General features: G+C 42.4%; 18 protein-coding genes. 13 read left to right on the top strand and 5 right to left on the bottom strand.

Annotation, left to right across the window (positions count from 1 at the left end; genetic code table 11):
* Nucleotides 1-155: 155 nt before the first annotated feature.
* Complete coding sequence (locus tag ACIQXU_RS13030) at nucleotides 156-1,442, bottom strand: glycoside hydrolase family 18 protein (protein WP_402989940.1); 1,287 nt, start codon at nucleotides 1,440-1,442, stop codon at nucleotides 156-158.
* 167 nt (nucleotides 1,443-1,609) lie between these two features.
* On the opposite strand from ACIQXU_RS13030, the gene ACIQXU_RS13025 reads away from it, so the two are divergent.
* Nucleotides 1,610-1,813: an alpha/beta-type small acid-soluble spore protein gene (locus ACIQXU_RS13025; RefSeq protein ID WP_402871137.1), complete on the top strand. Its 204-nt coding sequence runs from the start codon at nucleotides 1,610-1,612 to the stop codon at nucleotides 1,811-1,813.
* Nucleotides 1,814-1,870: 57 nt separating this feature from the next.
* Here the strand turns inward: ACIQXU_RS13025 and ACIQXU_RS13020 are convergent, their stop codons facing one another.
* Nucleotides 1,871-2,611: a glycerophosphodiester phosphodiesterase gene (locus ACIQXU_RS13020; protein WP_402989937.1), complete on the bottom strand. Its 741-nt coding sequence runs from the start codon at nucleotides 2,609-2,611 to the stop codon at nucleotides 1,871-1,873.
* A gap of 155 nt (nucleotides 2,612-2,766) precedes the next feature.
* On the opposite strand from ACIQXU_RS13020, the gene ACIQXU_RS13015 reads away from it, so the two are divergent.
* The 5 genes from ACIQXU_RS13015 (at nucleotide 2,767) to ACIQXU_RS12995 (ending at nucleotide 8,651) form a co-directional block, all read left to right on the top strand.
* Nucleotides 2,767-3,594, top strand: coding sequence for an undecaprenyl-diphosphate phosphatase (locus tag ACIQXU_RS13015; protein WP_402871142.1), 828 nt, complete (start codon nucleotides 2,767-2,769; stop codon nucleotides 3,592-3,594).
* Between the two features lie 530 nt (nucleotides 3,595-4,124).
* The gene (locus ACIQXU_RS13010; protein WP_402871145.1) at nucleotides 4,125-5,444 is read left to right on the top strand and encodes an APC family permease; all 1,320 of its coding nucleotides are present in this window, start codon (nucleotides 4,125-4,127) and stop codon (nucleotides 5,442-5,444) included.
* A gap of 143 nt (nucleotides 5,445-5,587) precedes the next feature.
* Nucleotides 5,588-6,772 carry an MFS transporter gene (locus ACIQXU_RS13005; protein ID WP_402989934.1) on the top strand — a complete coding sequence of 395 codons (1,185 nt, stop codon included), beginning with the start codon at nucleotides 5,588-5,590 and terminating at the stop codon, nucleotides 6,770-6,772.
* Nucleotides 6,773-6,882: 110 nt separating this feature from the next.
* Nucleotides 6,883-7,212 (top strand): hypothetical protein, encoded by a 330-nt coding sequence (locus tag ACIQXU_RS13000; RefSeq protein WP_402871149.1) that lies wholly within the window; start codon nucleotides 6,883-6,885, stop codon nucleotides 7,210-7,212.
* A gap of 185 nt (nucleotides 7,213-7,397) precedes the next feature.
* Nucleotides 7,398-8,651, top strand: a complete 1,254-nt coding sequence (locus ACIQXU_RS12995; RefSeq protein WP_402989931.1) for a methyl-accepting chemotaxis protein — start codon at nucleotides 7,398-7,400, stop codon at nucleotides 8,649-8,651.
* 43 nt (nucleotides 8,652-8,694) lie between these two features.
* Here the strand turns inward: ACIQXU_RS12995 and ACIQXU_RS12990 are convergent, their stop codons facing one another.
* Entirely contained in the window at nucleotides 8,695-8,844 is a 150-nt protein-coding gene (locus tag ACIQXU_RS12990) for a hypothetical protein (RefSeq protein WP_402871155.1), read from the bottom strand.
* A 168-nt stretch (nucleotides 8,845-9,012) separates the two neighbouring features.
* Between ACIQXU_RS12990 and ACIQXU_RS12985 the strand changes: the two genes are divergently transcribed.
* From ACIQXU_RS12985 to ACIQXU_RS12975, 3 genes are all read left to right on the top strand, one after another.
* Nucleotides 9,013-9,879 carry an STAS domain-containing protein gene (locus ACIQXU_RS12985; protein WP_402871157.1) on the top strand — a complete coding sequence of 289 codons (867 nt, stop codon included), beginning with the start codon at nucleotides 9,013-9,015 and terminating at the stop codon, nucleotides 9,877-9,879.
* A 198-nt stretch (nucleotides 9,880-10,077) separates the two neighbouring features.
* Nucleotides 10,078-10,515, top strand: a complete 438-nt coding sequence (locus ACIQXU_RS12980) for a hypothetical protein (protein WP_402989929.1) — start codon at nucleotides 10,078-10,080, stop codon at nucleotides 10,513-10,515.
* 202 nt (nucleotides 10,516-10,717) lie between these two features.
* On the top strand, nucleotides 10,718-13,090 hold the full coding sequence (locus ACIQXU_RS12975) for a penicillin acylase family protein (RefSeq protein WP_402989926.1): 2,373 nt from the start codon (nucleotides 10,718-10,720) through the stop codon (nucleotides 13,088-13,090).
* 116 nt (nucleotides 13,091-13,206) lie between these two features.
* On the opposite strand, the gene ACIQXU_RS12970 is transcribed toward ACIQXU_RS12975, so the two are convergent.
* Both ACIQXU_RS12970 and ACIQXU_RS12965 read right to left on the bottom strand, forming a co-directional pair.
* Nucleotides 13,207-13,425 (bottom strand): hypothetical protein, encoded by a 219-nt coding sequence (locus ACIQXU_RS12970; protein ID WP_402871166.1) that lies wholly within the window; start codon nucleotides 13,423-13,425, stop codon nucleotides 13,207-13,209.
* Nucleotides 13,418-14,038 carry a sigma-70 family RNA polymerase sigma factor gene (locus ACIQXU_RS12965; protein WP_402871169.1) on the bottom strand — a complete coding sequence of 207 codons (621 nt, stop codon included), beginning with the start codon at nucleotides 14,036-14,038 and terminating at the stop codon, nucleotides 13,418-13,420. The genes ACIQXU_RS12970 and ACIQXU_RS12965 overlap by 8 nt, the downstream gene beginning before the upstream one ends.
* A gap of 157 nt (nucleotides 14,039-14,195) precedes the next feature.
* Here ACIQXU_RS12965 and ACIQXU_RS12960 point away from each other — a divergent pair, with 157 nt between their 5' ends.
* From ACIQXU_RS12960 to ACIQXU_RS12945, 4 genes are all read left to right on the top strand, one after another.
* Nucleotides 14,196-14,357, top strand: coding sequence for a YvrJ family protein (locus ACIQXU_RS12960; protein ID WP_402871171.1), 162 nt, complete (start codon nucleotides 14,196-14,198; stop codon nucleotides 14,355-14,357).
* A gap of 398 nt (nucleotides 14,358-14,755) precedes the next feature.
* Nucleotides 14,756-15,604 carry a GNAT family N-acetyltransferase gene (locus ACIQXU_RS12955; RefSeq protein ID WP_402989923.1) on the top strand — a complete coding sequence of 283 codons (849 nt, stop codon included), beginning with the start codon at nucleotides 14,756-14,758 and terminating at the stop codon, nucleotides 15,602-15,604.
* Nucleotides 15,605-15,653: 49 nt separating this feature from the next.
* Nucleotides 15,654-16,112, top strand: coding sequence for a DinB family protein (locus ACIQXU_RS12950; RefSeq protein ID WP_402990077.1), 459 nt, complete (start codon nucleotides 15,654-15,656; stop codon nucleotides 16,110-16,112).
* A 372-nt stretch (nucleotides 16,113-16,484) separates the two neighbouring features.
* A complete protein-coding gene (locus ACIQXU_RS12945; RefSeq protein WP_402989918.1) occupies nucleotides 16,485-18,029 on the top strand; it encodes a BCCT family transporter in 1,545 nt (514 codons plus the stop codon).
* Nucleotides 18,030-18,196 lie beyond the last annotated feature (167 nt).

Raw genomic sequence — 18,196 nt, 5'->3', positions numbered from 1 at the left:
GTAAGAACATGAGATCAAATACATGATAAAAACCTTCCGTGACCTGACGGAAGGTTTTTATCATGTGGAGTCACGTATCCAGAAAAGGACTTCATGCTCAATACTTGATGATATGCGAGGACCACATGGTTTATGCAAAAAAATATGAAAATCCCTCAGACCCGTCGTCGGACATTGAAGTTCTCACTGATGAGCAACCAGTTTTGCGGGAAGGCAAGGCCTAGCTTCCAGTAACTCATTCCTCTAAGGTTCAATTCTTTGATCAAATCGAACTTTGCTTGAATGGACCGGGCATCTTCAAACCAGACCTCATGCTCCTTCCCATCTGCATCCGTGTAATTGAAATGGGGCGCCTGCGCTTTCTCATCGTATTCTATGGATACATTGTTCGCGGCAGCAATCTGGATGGCCTGCTGAGGGCTGATCGCTTTGGCGATGGAGCCCTGGACAAAAGGCAATGTCCAATCATATCCGTATAGGTTCTGGCCCATCAGAATCTTATTGGCCGGCATTTCGGTGATGGCATATTCCAGTACGTCCCGAACCGGTCCTATCGGGGATACCGCCTGTGCTGGACCGCCGCTGTATCCCCATTCGTACGTCATGATGATCACGAAGTCGACAATTTCACCATGTGCCTTATAGTCATGTGCCTCATACCAGCCACCTTTTTGCTCTGCACTGGTTTTCGGTGCAAGTGCCGTCGAGATGAACCAACCTTCTTTTTTGAAACGATCCCTTGCTTTACGTAAGAATTGGTTATAGGCATTTTTATCGGACGGGCGGAGAAACTCAAAGTCAAAGTGAATATCCCTGAATCCATATTTCTTGGCTGTGGTCACAATGTTGTTTAGGAACTTATTCTGCACGGAGGTGTTCGTCAGGATGATCCGACCAAGTTCATCACTGAATTGATCGTTTTCCTGATTGGTGATGACCATCATGAGGACATTCTTGTTTTCTTTTGCAATGGTGGGAAAGTTATTGAGCAACGGTTCCTTTAAGGTGCCATCTCGCAGTGCCTGAAAGCTGAATGGCGCTAAGTATGTCAAATAAGGCGCGGCTTCCTGAGCAGCTGTTTCAAGGGCAGGAGCGACTGTTGTACCACGGGGCTCGACATAGCCGTTGAATTCAGCAGTCCGTTTTTTTCGGGCAGGAATATATAGGCGGTACCCCACGGATAAGGAGTCCTGATCGGAAATGCCATTGATCCTCGCTAATTCTTGATAGGGTACATCCACTTTTTGAGCAATCGAAAATAAAGTGTCACCAGGCTGGACAAAATAATAGCTGCCGACGATTGGAATGACAATGGCCTGCCCGATGACAAGATTATTTGGGTTAGGAATTTTATTTGATTCAACGAGCCGGTCAACGCTCACGCTATATGTTTGGGCGATGCCAAATAACGTTTGGCCAGGCCTAACCACATGAATTTGCACGTCTTTTCCCCCTTACTGAAAGTTTCCTAACAGTTTATGAGCATAGGAAGAAATTCATGATAGCGAGCGAAGAAGTTATCTTCATAAAGTTACGATTATTCAATAAATTGGAAAACATAATTGGAGGGGGAGATGTAAATAAATATATATAAGGAGGTGAGAAACACATGGCAAACAACAATAGCAGCAATCAACTAGTAGTAGCTGGTGCAGAACAAGCTCTAGAGCAAATGAAGTATGAAATTGCTTCTGAATTCGGTGTAAACCTTGGTGCAGACACAACATCACGTGCTAATGGATCAGTTGGTGGAGAAATTACAAAACGTTTAGTGCAAATGGCTGAACAACAATTAGGCGGATCGACTCGTTAATAACTGAATAAACATGGATTGAAAGAGGAGGGGAATGTTCCCCTTCTCTTTCACATTTTATTTAGCTGACATGCCTTTCAGAGTCGTGATGGCTTTCTCAGGAAAATCGGTCATGATGACATCGACTCCCCATTTGACTAGCCGCTCGATATCTTCTGGTTTATTGGCCACCCAAGGGCGGACTTTGTATCCAAGTTTCTTCGCAGTGGCATGAATGGATGGGGTCAGGCTATTTTTGTCAGGATGAAAGCCAGCTTCTTTTTTCTCGGCTAAAATTTCCTCGACGTTTGCTGGCAGTCCCTCGAATAATAAAGCCCGCTCCAGTTCCGGGGCCAGCGTCTTTACGTTTTCAATCGATTGATGATTGAAAGAAGAAAGAATCACTCGATTTTCCATGTGATGCTGCCGGATTACATCCACAACTTTTTTTTCGATGCCTTCGTAAGAGAGCTTATCTGTTTTAAGCTCAATATTCATCCACAATGTATGTTCCTTCGCCCATTGGAAAATTTCACCTAAGAATGGAATCTTCTCACCATGGAATTCCTCGGAAAATTTGCTTCCCGCATCCGCTGATTTTAACTCTTCTGCGGAGAAATCCTTTACATACCCGGAAAGAGTGGTCGTCCGGTCAAGTGTTTCATCATGGATGATTACCAATTCCCCATCCGAACTGAGGTGGACATCGAACTCGATGCCATCCGCCCCGACTCGTAGGGCTTCTTTGAATGCAATCATCGTATTTTCAGGATGCGTTCCTTTGGATCCACGGTGGGCATAGATTTGGGTGTTTTTCACATGCATCACTCCTTTTTCTGAAAAAAAGAACCTTGAATCTATGATACATGTATCTCTTCTTTCTTTCAGCAATGATTAATAGACAATATTTTAAACAACGAGTAAAATACAATGGTATTTCCATTTACAAGCGGAGAAATAATGAGGTGAAAACAATGAATATATGGGAAATTTTTGTGGCCGTTATCCTTGGCCTTGTGGAAGGCCTGACGGAGTTTGCACCAGTATCTTCTACGGGGCATATGATCATAGTGGATGATCTATGGCTGAAATCTACCGAAATATTTGGTAGTGAAGTAGCGAATGCATTCAAGGTCGTCATTCAGCTGGGATCGATACTGGCTGTTGTTGTGCTCTTTTGGGGGCGGTTCATGGACTTGCTCGGATTACGAAAGATGAAGAACCCCTCTGCAGTGGCAGGGAAAAAGTTGAATTTGCTTCAAATCATCGTAGGGTTGCTGCCTGCGGCCGTATTAGGTTTATTGTTCGAAGATTATATTGATGACCATTTATTCACTGTAAAGACGGTAATCGTCGGATTATTCCTCGGTGCTTTGCTGATGATTGCAGCGGATAGGTTCCGACCGAAATTGACAGCCGAAACGGTTGATCAAATTACTTATAAACAAGCCTTAGGTGTCGGGTTGATACAATGTCTAGCCCTTTGGCCAGGCTTCTCCCGTTCGGGTTCCACCATATCAGGCGGCGTACTGCTGGGGATGAGTTACCGTGCAGCTTCCGATTTCACGTTTATCATGGCTGTGCCTATCATGGCAGGAGCCAGTTTGCTGAAAATCGTAAAATACTGGGAGTACTTTACGCCTGACGTGTTACCATTCTTTATCGCAGGGTTTATCAGTGCCTTCATATTTGCGTTATTCTGCATACGTTTCTTCCTATTATTGATTAATAAAGTGAAGTTGACGCCATTTGCTATTTATCGTATGGTCTTAGCCATTATCCTGTTATTTATTGTTTGGTAAGAAGCAGGGTTTAACAAAATGAAAAGAAAAAGGCAGAAATGTTGCGACATCAACATTTCTGCCTTTTTTCGTATAAAGGATAGAGCTTCATTAAAAGAGTGAGGCTTAGCGAGCACAAAAGAATGTTAATGTTATATTCATATTGGATTAAATCTCTATATAAGGATAAAGATATGAATCTGATAGACCTTACGTGCATCATTCGATTCACATTGTGACGATAAATGAAATAAAATGAAATAATGAAGGTGGAATCACCAAATACGAATGATTACACTTTTTAATAACTATATAATTCGTTTTAAATCCTTTTAAAACATAATAAATTCAATTAAATAAAAAATAATTCGGATTTTAAGAAGAAAAAGGAAAACATTAATTTATTATGAAAACGGATACAATATAGAGGTAACAACATCTAAAATAGTAAATTGACTATTTAGATTATTCGATAAACTATTCTTGTATATTTTTCGTGGTATAATTTTTCTGAGAAAATAGAAGGTGTGTACACGGAAGGAGGACATTATGTGAATGATCAATTGAAAAAAACGATTGGCTTTTGGGTTGGAACATCTATAGTAGTGGGTACAGTCATAGGCTCTGGTATTTTCATGAAGCCGGGAGTGGTACTTGAGTTAAGTGGTAATTCAACGATGTCCTTATTGGCTTGGCTGATTGGTGGCTTGATTACGCTGGCAAGTGGATTGACAATCGCCGAAGTGAGTACACGAATTCCTAAAACGGGCGGTTTATATGCGTATTTAGAAGAAGTGTATGGAAAGTTGTGGGGCTTTCTTTGCGGTTGGGTTCAAACGCTAGTTTATGGACCTGCAGTAATGGGCGCACTTTGTTTATACTTTGGTGCGTTGGTGGCCGGTTTATTTAATATATCCATGGATTATACAATGGGTATTGGAATAATCACGATTGTCTTTTTGACGGCCATGAACTTGTTGGGGACGAAATATGGCGGGTTGATTCAAACCGTTTCAACGGTTGCCAAATTGATTCCAATCGTCTTCATAGCTGTGTTCGGTATGGCTCAAGGTGAGATGCCCGTTTTCAACATGGATGTTGAAACGACGGTGAAGGTGAGTATGGCAGGGGCCATTCTTGCAACACTTTGGGCGTATGATGGCTGGATCAATGTCGGCTTTATGGCTGGTGAGATGAAGAATCCACAGAAGACATTACCTCGGGCCATCATCACGGGGATAGTCGTGGTCATGGTTGCCTATTTAGCTGTAAACCTGGCCATGCTACACGTTCTGGGTCCTGATGGAATCATTGCGAATGGAACGAATTCCGCTAATGTTGCAGCCACCGTTCTTTTTGGTGAGCTAGGCGGAAAATTAATTGCAATCGGAATCTTGATTTCAATCTTCGGTTGCCTGAACGGCAAGCTTCTAACCTTCCCAAGGATTACACTTGCGATGGCTGAGGATAAGATGGTTCCTGGTCATAAACAGATAAGAAAGATATCACCTAGATTCAGGACACCTGTCAATGCCACAATTCTACAAGTGGTCATTGCGATCATCATGATGATTGTGACAGATCCGGATAAGCTATCGAATATGGCGATATTCTCTGTCTTTTCTTTTTATGGGCTAGCCTTCTTTGCAGTCTTCATTCTACGTAAAAAAGATCCGGATGCAAAAACGTATAAAGTGCCGCTTTATCCGTTCATCCCTATCCTGGCAATTATCGGTGCGGTATACATAGTGCTTAGCACATTAATCGATACACCGATGGATGCCCTCTACTCCATAATTATTTTGATAATCGGCTTACCTGTATATTGGCTGATGGTCAAGAGTGAGCGGAAGGATAGACAAGTTCATTAACGATTTTCCATCCCTTCACGGTATCTGTGAAGGGACTTTTTTATGCCTGGCAATCCAATGGGCCTGCTCCTTATTCGTAAAATAGACAATTGAGTCCAGACGTATTAACATAAGAAATAAGGAATTGAAAGGTCTGAGCAGAATTGAATTATATTGAACCTGCGGGTAAATCATTTCGGAAAACGATTTTGGCTTTATTTCTTGGAAGCTTTGTAACATTTGCAGATCTATATAGTACGCAACCGGTCATACCGGTTTTTGCGAAGCAGTTTGGGGTTTCTCCACCAATGGCAAGTCTTACGTTGTCTTTTGCAACCGGGACGCTCTCCATATGCCTATTGCTGGTTTCTTTTTTTTCGGAAAGCATTGATCGAAAGAAGATAATGGGTGTAGCCCTGACCATGTCTGCTTTGCTGTCGATCAGTGTCAGTTTCGTCCAGAATGACATCTACCTGTTGATTGCTATCCGGGCGGTTCAAGGGGCAGTCCTTGCAGGGTTCCCGGCAATCGCCATGGCTTATATCAATGAAGAATTCCATCCGAAAAGCCTGGGGTATGTGATGGGCATCTACGTTAGTGGGTCGTCAATTGGAGGGCTGGCAGGGAGATTGATTGTCGGGGTGTTGACGGATCACTACTCATGGAATGTAGCGATTGGAAGTCTTGGCGTTTTAAGCTTACTTATCAGCTTGTTCTTTTGGTGGATGCTGCCTTCCTCTCAGCATGTCACGCACACGAACATGTCTGTGAAGAGAATGATAGAATCCTTACGACATAACATGAAGAATCCACAATTATTATGGCTATTTGGCATGGCTTTCTTATTAATGGGTTCCTTTGTCACCGTTTATAACTTCGTGGGGATTCCCTTGATGGAACCGCCTTATCAATTATCACAAACACTGATCGGTTTCATTTTCCTTATCTATCTCGTCGGGACCTTCAGCTCGACTTGGATGGGGAAGCTCGCTGACCGCTATAGCCGGGGACGCGTGTTACTAACCGGGATTCTGATCATGCTAGCAGGGGCCCTCCTGACCTTGGCAGTTCCTCTATCGATGAAAATATTGGGATTGGCTCTTTTCACCTTTGGTTTTTTTGGGGCCCATTCGATTGCGAGTGGCTGGGTCGGAAGGTTGGCGGATAAAAACGAGAAGGCCCAAGCGTCGGCTCTGTACCTTTTCTTCTATTATGGAGGATCCAGTATAGTGGGGGCCACGGGCGGTATATTCTTAATCCGGTTCGGCTGGGGAGGAGTCATTTCCGTTGTATCCATCTTGATCATTTTGGCGGCCATTTGTATATGGATGGTGAAAAAGGTAAAATAAAAGAGGAAAACAAAGTCTCTTTTCTATCATATTTACTAGGTTTCTGAATATAATCTATTGAAAAAGGATAGTAAGTAATAGATTGATAAAAAGAAGGGGTAATAGATAGAGTGAAACGAAAAACAGTAATCCTAGGTGGTTTAATAGCCGTTTTAATCATATTATTGGTTGTATATTTAACAGGTCCAGGCCGGTTGGACAAAGTGGTGATCGTCGAGAAGTACTACCCTCATTTTTCCGATGGCAAGGCGATTGGCTTTAAGACGAATGAAGTCATTAACGTGAGCAAAACAGAAGAGGGTTCGAATTGCGCAATGAAATTCGATAACGGAAAGATATTGGAAATAGATTGTGACCGGTATTTATCCTATAAAGTAGATGAAACGGTCTATATCTCTTCGGACGGTGATGAAGTCAAGACTATCCAAAGGAAAAGATAGCGCCGTTCTTAAATAAGTGAATAGTAGAATAGAAAGCTGATTTTGTCCTTGCTAAACAAAATCGGCTTTTTTTATTTGTGATAAATAAGTACTATTTAAGGATAAATGTGGAAAATATAATAGGAAAATAGTATGATAATTCTGTGAACATTTTAAAAAATTTAAAATCATAGGAGTGGATACTAATGAGACTAATTCAATATATCATTCGGACGAGCTTGGTTGTGGTACCAGGTACCTTCATGATTGGGCTGTTCGTTTGTCTCGCAAATGGTATTTCGGGAATGCCCATGCTATGGAATCTGGTCTTCATTACAATTTGCGGTGTGGTTGTCGGAATTATTTCCTCCGTGATCAACCATCGAAGGTTCATTCGTCCGATTGGATTGATTAATCGTTATCTAGAGAAAATTGCGGACGGTGACCTTAAACAAAGGATAAGTGAAGATCAGTTAGGTTTTTTGAAAACGATTGCACTTCATATCAATCACACTGTGGAATCTTGGAGCGACGTATTGAAAAAGGTTCAGGATGCATCGAAGAATATGAACGCCTATTCCAATGAATTGGCGGAAGGAGCGCATCAGACAAGCAGCGCGACGGAAGAAATCTCCTGCTCGATAGAAGATGTCGCACAAGGAGCCAGAAACCAGGCAAAGGGAGTGAACGAGACTACTGAGGTGATTTATCAGATGTCATCCAGCCTTTCAAGGGTAACAATCGGGGCGGAGAAGGTATCTGGCTCCATCCATAAGTCCTTGGAGAAAGCGAATGCAGGAAAAAACTCAATCGAACAGGCGGGCCAACAAATGGAGTCCATTTATTCGAATGTGAATGAATTGGCAAGGGTCGTCAATGGATTGGGGGAACGTTCCGTCGAGATAGGGAAAATAGTTGAAGTGATTACAGGGATAGCTGCTCAGACGAATCTATTGGCCTTGAATGCTTCCATAGAGGCGGCACGGGCTGGTGATCAAGGAAAAGGGTTTGCCGTGGTGGCCAATGAAGTGAGGAACCTTGCAGAGCAATCAAGCCATGCAACTCAGCAAATCAGTGAAATCATCAACCATATCCAAAAAGAAACAAAGCAGGTGGCCGAGCAAATGGGGTCTGTCAATCGCGAGGTAAGCGAAGGAATCAACGTGATGACCGGAGCTGGAGATACATTTATAGAAATTCACCACTCCATAAACGATCTTTCTGATCAAGTGGGGCAAGTGGGGGAGACGATTGAAAAAATGGAAGCGGGAACGAGGATGGCTGTACAGTCGATGGAGATGATATCCACTGCAGCGGCGGGTTCAGAGGCGGCGACACTAAATGTCTTGACGGCTACGGGGGAACAATCCGCCGCAATAGAAGAAATCAGCGCCTTTGCTGAACACTTGCGGAAATTAGCCGGAGAAATGGATGGCATCATCCATACTTTCAAAATTTAAGCCTCATCGGAAATGAAGACCCAGACCTTTTTGGTCTGGGTTTTCATTTGCCTTTTTCATCTCTATTTTCTTTTTTGTCTTTTTTATTACGACGAAGTACATCTAAGATTCTCCGGCTATTATTTTTACTATTGATCAGTTCAACTAAGTCACTCATATTTTCTGCTTCAAAGTCTTGTTGTTCTTTTTTCATTAGGAATCCCTCCTCCAAGTTATCGTAATACCCTTATTTTAATAAAATGAAACTTCCTTTATCTTATTGGTAATATAAGGTTTTTATATCGCTTTTAAATAAAAATTTGCTAAAATTAAAAAAAGGCTTGATATTTAAATCAAGAGCTGAATGGAGGCTGTTGCCGTTTTGGAGGAAGAATTGGTATTGATTGGAGAAAAAATCGAAAAATTCAAATATATATTGGTCCAACATCTCGAACTTTTCGAAGAAGATTCGCCATATGATTTGGAAACCAGCAAGGTGATTCGGGCACAAATCATTCAAATCCATGCTGATGCCTTGATCCATGGTAAAGCCCAGGCGATGGAAAGCATGAGTGAAATCGGGATGAGAGTTGGGAATCGAATTGTGGAGATGGGCGTTTCGTTAGATAAAATCATTGGGGAGATTCAGCTGGCGCGTAACCTTTTCTGGAGCTTCATTGAAGAGGAAGTCAGCAATCGACACTATTCTATCGAAGTCTTGTTGAAAGCTAGTTCAATCATTGATGCCGTATTGGACGAGTTCCTCTATTGCATGAGTGTGAGTTTTGTGAATTATTATAAGAAAATTGCCAAATCGGCAAACGAGTCTTTAAAGAAAGTAAAAGAAAATCAAGAAGTCATGGAGGAGTTGGCGACGCCAATCGTCCAAACCATGTTAAGCGATGTGTTGCTCGTACCGTTAATCGGACGTATCGACGAATGGCGAATGGGGTCCTTGCAGTCGACGGTCCTGCAAAAGTGTAACGATTCCCATGCTGAAGTAATGATTTTGGATTTCTCCGGCATCACTTATACGCAGGATGATAACATGTTTTCCCTGCTCGACCAGTTGGTTGGCGCGTTAGCATTGATGGGTACAGAAACGATGTTTGTCGGGTTTACACCGGCCGTAGTCAGGCAAATTATCAAGCTTGATTTCTCCCACCAGGTTAAATCATTCTTATCATTCGCCCAAGCCATGGAGTATATCGTTAAACAAAGAGGAATTACAATCCAGTATTCGAATTGAAGGAATCCTTATGAATGAGGTTCCTTTTTTTATAGCATGTAGAGGGATGATGTTTTTGACCAAAAGTGACCGGTATTTCTTTACTTTGAAGAATCATGATAAGATCAAAAGAAAAGCATAAGAAACGGGGTGCCTGCTATCTTCAATCATATATATGGAAAACATGACTTACATAGACGAAAGGTTGATGAATGAATAGTGGCTTTCAAACAAAAAAACACCCTCGATCCACAAGTAAAATGGTTCAGTGTGGGGATCATGACGGATAACGGCCTCGAATATGAAGCGTATGAGGCGCTATCAAAGCGTATCCTTGATTCAGTCGATAATGTAGGGGCCATATCGGACCTAGTCAGGGTCGAATGGGATAAAGCAAAATTGATTACCTTAAACGAACGATTCAATCATCCGGTTCTTTCGGATCCTTGCTTTATCATTAATGAAGTGATTCCGGAAGATATTGAAAGGGAAAAGAGACTTTTGCAGGAAAAACATAAGTGGAAAAGATACTTGAATCTAATTTCCCGATATGACTACCTCGAAGCGGAGACGAAAGCCGTCCATGATTTTGATAAGTCCCTTTTGTATACGGATGAAGTGGAGAAAGTGATTGAATATCTTAACCTTAACGCCTAAATGAAACGCATCGGTTCATCGATGCGTTTCATTTGCGTTCAAAAGGAATTTTTCCTTAATCGTACATAGGAAAAAGGAGAGGCATATATCCAATCCTTTCAGAATAAGTAGAAAAATATTGAAGGATTGGTAGGGAAGTCGGATATGAAAGCGAATACTTTAAAGTAGAAAGAGAGAGTTATTAGAAAAGGGAGATGAAACAATGGAAGCAGTCCTACCTCAGTCAAAGCCAAAACCAAAAAGAAAATGGAAAAGACGTGTCCTTTGGGTTTTTGTATCGCTGCTCTTGCTTATAGTGATAGCCGTGATTGCGGCAAATGTATTCTTATCCAGGTCGCTTCCTGAAACGAAGGGGGATTTATTATTGCCCGGTCTTTTGAAACCGGTTACAGTGATACGTGATTCGAGTGGGGTTCCACATATTACGGCTGATAATGAACATGATCTGTATTTGGCTCAAGGGTATATTCAGGCGCAGGACCGTTTGTTTCAGATGGACCTAAGCAGGCGTCAGGCATCCGGGGAATTAAGTGAAGTGATTGGTGAGAAGACCGTGAAAAATGATAAATACTTTCGAACGCTTGGGTTAAGGCGGGCTGCCGAATCTTCTTACGCTGGCTACTCAAGTGAGGGGAAAGCAGCATTGGATGTATTCGCTGAAGGTGTGAATCTCTATATCGACGAATTGAAGGATAATGGAAAATGGCCGGTCGAGTTCACTTTGCTTGGCTATGAGCCGAAACCCTGGACACCTGTGGATTCATTGACGATTGGGAAGTATATGGCGTTCGATCTAGGCGGGAACTGGGAAGATCAGGCATTCAGACAGTACTTACTCCAAACGTTCCCAAAGGAAAAGGCCTATGACTTATTCCCGGATTATCCAAAGGATGCACCTTATATCATCGGCAAGGAAGAGCTGGACATTGAGAAGAGCTTTGCTGGTGCCGTCATACCCTACGAATTCAATGGCAGTAATAACTGGGTGGTCTCCGGTGAAAAGACGGATACGGGAAAGCCGCTTTTAGCCGACGATCCCCATCTTGGACTCGCCACTCCCTCGGTTTGGTACCAAATGCATCTGAAGGCACCGACCGTCAATGTGAGTGGGGTCATTTTTGCAGGAATTCCTGGCATCATATTGGGTCATAACGAAAACGTTGCCTGGGGTGTGACGAATACGGGTCCGGATGTTCAGGATCTGTATATTGAGAAGAGGAACCCAAAGAGCGAGAATGAATTTGCTTATAAGGAGAAATGGGAAAAGGCCAAAATAATCGATGAACCGATCAAGGTGAAAGACGGTAAGACGATTGATTACCAGGTGACCATTACACGTCATGGCCCGGTCGTTTCTGAATTCGCCGGTAAAAGTGGGAAAGATACGGTCCTGGCATTAAGGTGGACGGCACTAGATCCGTCAGCAGAACTGGAAGCGGTTTTGAATATGAATAAGGCAAAGAATTGGAATGAATTCGAAAAGGCGCTTTTGAAATTCGAAACGCCTGCACAGAATTTCGTTTTCGCCTCCAACGATGGGACGATAGCGTATAAGGCGAACGGGAAGATTCCAATCCGTAAAAAAGGCGATAGCATGTTGCCGGTGCCAGGGTGGACGGATGAATATGAATGGAAAAGTTATATTCCTTTCGATGAACTGCCAAAAACGATCAATCCAAAAGAGGGATTCATCTCGACCGCGAATAACAAGGTCATTTCAGATGATTATCCGTACCACATCAGTAATAACTGGGCACAGCCCTATCGTCAGATGAGGATTCAGGAGTTCTTGGAAGCGAATAAGAAACTGACTGCAGGGGATATGCAAAGTCTGCAGATGGATCAGGTGAATTTGCAGGCGAGAGAATTTGTCCCGCAATTTTTAACGATCTTAAACGGGCCATCTGGAAAGCAGGAACAAAAGGCATTAGAAATTCTACAAAAATGGAATCAAATAGATTCTGCAGATGCCGCTGCACCGATGATCTTCAATGTGTGGATGAAAAAAATCGGGGATGTCCTGTTGACGGATGAAATTCCAGAGGAAACCCTTAAGCTTTTTAATGGAAGGAAATCGGCGATTGATGAATTGCTGCGGGAGGCCCTGAGCGGAAAGCCAGGTCCATGGATCGAGGAAGCAGGAGGACTTGAGCAGGTATTGGCGAAGTCATTACAGGAGACATTGAAAGAATTGGAGAAAACGCAAGGAGGCGACCTAACCGATTGGGAGTGGGGAGAGTACCACCAAGTCCGCTTCGATCATCCGCTTTCAAGCGTTTCCCCATTGAACTATTTGTTTAACGGAGAAGGAGGGATTCCCGTTGGCGGAAGCAGTGTCACTGTCCAGGCCGCTGCATTTCTTGACGACGGTACCGTCAATCATGGCGGCTCCTGGAGGTTTGTCATGGATCTTTCCGATATGAATCAAGCTTATCACCTCGTCGGTCCTGGGCAATCCGGACATGTCAAAAGTAAATGGTATCATGACCAGCTCGAAGATTGGGCGGAAGGGACGTATCACAAAACCAGGCTAGATAAACCAAAAGGCGATACGCTGACATTGAAGCCTGAATAGGAGAAGGGACCTCACTTTCTAAAAAGTGAGGTCCTTTTTGTCCTTGAAAAAGGCTTGGACGGAAAGCCACATAAAAAAAGAGCCCCAAGCCCAGCAAGAGCTGAACTTGGCACTCCTTACCGTTTCTGTTTGTTCAAGAATTCTGTCAGGAATTCCTCGAAGTTGGGAGCTTCGATGGCTGCAATTTTTTCATAGGATTCTATGATTTTGAGCTTTATCTCTTGTTCCAGGTCTTTTCTGTCCTGATGGTGTGTATTCTTTAAGGACTTTTTTATTTTGGGGTCTAAAGAATCAATCATTTCCATCAATTCTTTCTTTGATAGTTTGTTATCCACAGTACCTGTTCTCCTTCCTAACATAAATCTCATTCAAATAGTGTTTTCGTAGTTTTTCGAGTCCCTGTTTGCGAATGCTCGAAATATTCTGGGGTGATTCTTTGAAATAAGCTGCGATTTCTTTGTTGGTTAGGCCGTAGGAATAGACCATCGTAAGTACCCTATTTTGTTTGGGCGTTAGTTTTTGCAGCGCATTCACCAGTTGTTCATCACTAATGTGGGAAGAAAGGTCGCCGGTTTCCCCCATCTTTTCAAGTTGAACATCTACATTTCCGATTCGGTCGATGATACCGCCGCTATCCGAGGTCATGTCGAGATCCATTCGATAGCGTTCCCGTTGCTTTCGCGCCCTTTTATCATAATCAACTGAGAAAAAGTAAATTAAAGAGCATAAGTATTTGTACACCTTGGCCCTGTAATAGAAAATTTGGAATGTCTCGTTGAGATGACAAAGATTGTTGGTAGAAGGGGATTCAAGCGTATCCGTGAAAATCTTCAAATGTTCAGGATTTTGTAAAAAAACCTGGATGATGGGTTGATCAAAGAATGAAGCATATCTCTGATGTAACACATCAAGTGAATAAGAAAAGAAATGGGCCGTTAACTTGTTCATTTATTATCCCTCCTTAAGTTCTAAAGTGATGGACAAGGGGAATAAATCAATTATATACGAACATTTGTTCTTTTTACTATAAACCGATAGTGCTAGATTGATTTTGCTCGGACATTATTCACTTTACTTAATAGATACAAGAAAAGGGGTGAAGAGGATGATGATTGAGGATGCTACTGTGTGGGTATCATTAGTTAGCGATTTTGGCTATCCATTCGTCGTTTCAATGTTTTTGCTCTTCCGCTTCGGAAAAAAACTAAACGAACTAACTGTAGAAGTAGAAAACCTAAAGAAAACTGGCCATAAAAAGAGAAGTTGACATAAGGGTAACGAGGGACTAGGTTGAAAAATGGATTTTGGATCCTATATTCAATCGGATCCAAAATCTGATTGAACATGAGGTGACGAAGCCTATTTCCTTCTATTCATATTTTGCCCGAATAGGATATTATGTTCCCCTAGCTTGGAATATAACACAAAAAATGGAAAAAAATAATCCTCAAATAGAATCATTTTATTGATATAATGCATCGGTCCTTAGAATTAGTGGAAATCCCCCTCCCATACGTTTTTAGTTTTATAGAGTAAAGTGAAAATACTTTTGAAAAAACAACATTTTTATAAGATATGAAAAAAAATGCAGCAATCCATTTGAGGATGCTGTATTTTTTATTGAATAGGAATAAAATGGAATGAAGGATGGGGGGGCGAACTATTTTGAATAAAAAACAACTAAGGGACCTTGAATGCTTACAACAAGAAAGTGAACAAGGAGATTTTACATTGAAGCTGAATTGGGATACACTCCGGAGCCGGAATGGCATCATGCAAAATGATTTTCTTCATTACGAAAAAGGACAGCTTGTCGGGTTTGTGGGGTTATATGACTTCGGAAGTAAATTGGAGATGTGTGGCATGGTTCACCCGGAGTTCCGGAGGAGGAGGATTTTCACTAAGCTGGTGAATGAAGCATTGGATGCTGCGTTGGGAAGGGAGGCCAGAGAGATCATCCTGAACACTCCAGGACCATCACAATCGGGGAAGGAGTTTTTGAAACGGCTTCCTTGTGAATTTTCTTTCTCGGAGTACCAAATGAAATGGACGCCTACCGAACTGTCAGACTATGAAGATATTGTCATTCGCCCTTCACGAGAAATGGATGCAGAAACGGAGATTCAGTTGGACATTCAGTGTTTTCAATTTCTGGAGAAGGAAGCGAGGGAATATTATCAGCGCATTCAGTTTGAACATACATTGAAGACCTTGATGATCGAGGCAGATGGGAAGACCGTCGGCAAGATCCGTGTCGATCATAGTGAAGGGGAAGCGTGGATTTACGGGTTTTCTATTTTTCCGGAATACCAGGGGAAAGGCATTGGCAAAAAGGTGTTGAAAAAGATAGTGGCAAAACAGCATGGTCTGGGCTATGAAATCTTTTTGGAAGTGGAAGCGACGAACGCCCATGCCCTCAGGCTCTATGAATCATGTGGGTTCAAGACGATACAGCGGCAGGATTATTATCGGTATAAGGAAGAGAACAGGGAGGCTCGATCCGCTCATCTATGAGTTCTCTAAATAGGAGGCGTTCGAGCTTTTAGGTAAAGGAGATGATGGTCTGCTTACACTTTTTAGCTATAACTGGCAAGTAAGAAGTGAGTGGTTTCATTGGTGTCACGAACTCCATTCTGATGAACTACTAAGGAAGAGAAACGGGGGGATGGGCCAAATATTGAAGACGCTCGCCCATGTCATCGATGTCGAAAATAGTTGGATCAGGGCCATGCAGGGAAAGCCGGATCTCGAGATAGATTTGGATTCCTTTCATACAGTTGAAGCGATTCAGGACTTATCCGCAAGGTATCATCCGGAAGTGAAAGAGTTCTTGGAGACGTGGTCACCTGCCATGGAGTTTGAATGTATAGAGGCACCATGGATGGAAGGGAGTTATGAAAAGGGCAAGGTATTAAGGCACCTGATTGCCCACGAAATCCATCATATCGGTCAGCTGTCGATTTGGTCGAGGGAGATGGGCATCCAACCGGTCTCCGCCAGTTTGATTGACCGTCATTTATAAGGATAAAGGGGGAACTGGTGAATGTACCCACATTTCCAGTTCCTTTTTTGTATGGCCAAATTTTATGATTATCATGTGAAAAATGGGGTATATAGAAATTTAGACTGATATGTTTTCAAAAAGCCGGTTAGAAATGGTAGCTATATTAAAGAATTGATTTTGTTAAAGGGACGTAGAAGATTTTTGGATTCCAGCATTCCGTGATTTAAAGAAAATGAAATAAGCAGCACAGGTTAGCGTTTATTCATGAATAGGCAAGCTCCTTTTTTATCTTCTTGTTTTTATCTAATTCAATTCTTTCCCCTCGAATGACCATTCGTATAACATAACCCATTTCAATAAAAAACCATGCACCTTAGAAAGGAAGAATCGATGCGTTTAAAATTAAACAGCGTTTTTTGGATTTCTGCTATGATTGTATCGTTAGTTGTCATTATAGGAGCGATGGTTCCTAACACTTTTGCGAAAGGGGCCAATGCCGCTCTAGCATTTACTACATCTTCTTTTGGCTGGCTATTTTTGGCCGCTGTCTTCTTATTTGTCGTTTTCCTGATTTATCTCGTTTTTAGCAAATACGGAAAAATTCGTTTGGGCGGGGATGATGAACGTCCGGAATTCCCTATGTTCACATGGATTGGCATGTTATTTTCCTGTGGGTTTGGCATTGCTTTAGTATTCTACGGGATAGGAGAACCGATGACCCACTTCTTTACGCCACCATACAAAGACGTCGAACCATTAACGACAGAAAGCGCCCGATTGGCAATGGGGTATTCCTTCTTTCATTATGGCGTCAGTCAATGGTCCATATTCGCAATCGTGGGACTTGCCATGGCTTATTTTCAGTTCCGGAAAAAGGAAAACGGTCTGGTTTCAACCACGCTTTCTCCTGTAATCGGGAAGGGACGGCATGTGAAACCAACAAAAAAAATCATTGATATCCTTGCCATCACCGCAACGATCATGGGTGTTGCCACTTCATTGGGATTAGGCATCATGCAGATAGATGGTGGTTTGCGATTCGCCTATAATGTGCCGGATGCAAACTGGATCAAGATTATCATCGTAATCGCGATGACAGCCCTTTTTTTAACCTCTGCCATCACGGGTTTGAACAAAGGGATGAAATGGTTAAGTAACTATAACTTATTTGCAGTATTCGTGATCATGCTGTTCATCTTCATTACAGGGCCGACCCAATTTATCCTGGATACTTTCATTGTGGGGATTAGTGATTATATCTCTAATTTCGTACCGTATAGTCTAAGGTTGAATCCATATACGGGAAATCCTTGGGTCTATCAATGGACAATCTTCTACTGGGCTTGGGCGATTGCCTGGTCGCCGTTCGTCGGATCATTCATCGCCCGCGTTTCGAGGGGGCGCACCATCCGTGAATTTATCATAGGTGTGATGGTCGCACCACCAGTCATCGCGTTAGTCTGGATTGCCATATTTGGTGGTACAGCCCTTCATATGGACTTGTTTGAAGGGACGCAAATTGCAACAGCTGTGAATAATGATATAACGAGTGCCCTTTTTACCATGCTTAAAGGACTTCCCTTCACAGGTGTCGTCACGGTTTTCGTCTTGATTTTAATCCTGACTTTCCTTGTGACATCAGTCGATTCAGCCGTTTTTATCTTAAGCTCGATGTCGACGAATGGTAGCTTGAACCCTCCAGTGCTCGTCAGAGTGATTTGGGGCGTCCTGATGGGGGCAATTGCCTTGGTCCTTCTCTTATCGAGTGGATTGACCGGATTACAGTCTGCATCAGTCGTTTCGGCCTTGCCATTCACGATCATACTGATACTCATCATGGCTGCCTTTTATAAAACGCTGCGTAAGGACTTTAGAAAGGCGCCTAAACCTGCAACAGTGAAAAAAACACCGTTAAGGGAAGAGGAAAGCACATGATAATCAAATAGATTAGTAGGCCGGTTCATATAATGAGCCGGTCTTTTTTTGCGAGTATATAAGAAAAATAAAATGGTATATTCTCCCTTGTTGTCAATAAATAAATGATGCAAAAGAAGTATTTTATCAAAAAATGTAAGATCATAATAAAATGTGTAAAAATTCTG

The sequence above is a fragment of the Peribacillus sp. NPDC097284 genome, assembly GCF_044761765.1.
In the GTDB taxonomy this organism is placed as follows: Bacteria; Bacillota; Bacilli; order Bacillales; family DSM-1321; genus Peribacillus.
The sequence above is the reverse complement of the archived record's forward strand: the minus strand, read 5'-3'. Positions and strand labels throughout refer to the sequence as shown.

What these genes read in the sequence shown, in the direction of transcription:
- ACIQXU_RS13025 (WP_402871137.1), top strand. Translation starts at nt 1,610, where the DNA reads ATGGCAAACAACAATAGCAGCAATCAACTAGTAGTAGCTGGTGCAGAA.
- ACIQXU_RS13015 (WP_402871142.1), top strand. Translation starts at nt 2,767, where the DNA reads ATGAATATATGGGAAATTTTTGTGGCCGTTATCCTTGGCCTTGTGGAA.
- ACIQXU_RS12995 (WP_402989931.1), top strand. Translation starts at nt 7,398, where the DNA reads ATGAGACTAATTCAATATATCATTCGGACGAGCTTGGTTGTGGTACCA.
- ACIQXU_RS12990 (WP_402871155.1), bottom strand. Translation starts at nt 8,844, where the DNA reads ATGAAAAAAGAACAACAAGACTTTGAAGCAGAAAATATGAGTGACTTA.
- ACIQXU_RS12975 (WP_402989926.1), top strand. Translation starts at nt 10,718, where the DNA reads ATGGAAGCAGTCCTACCTCAGTCAAAGCCAAAACCAAAAAGAAAATGG.
- ACIQXU_RS12965 (WP_402871169.1), bottom strand. Translation starts at nt 14,038, where the DNA reads ATGAACAAGTTAACGGCCCATTTCTTTTCTTATTCACTTGATGTGTTA.
- ACIQXU_RS12960 (WP_402871171.1), top strand. Translation starts at nt 14,196, where the DNA reads ATGATGATTGAGGATGCTACTGTGTGGGTATCATTAGTTAGCGATTTT.
- ACIQXU_RS12945 (WP_402989918.1), top strand. Translation starts at nt 16,485, where the DNA reads ATGCGTTTAAAATTAAACAGCGTTTTTTGGATTTCTGCTATGATTGTA.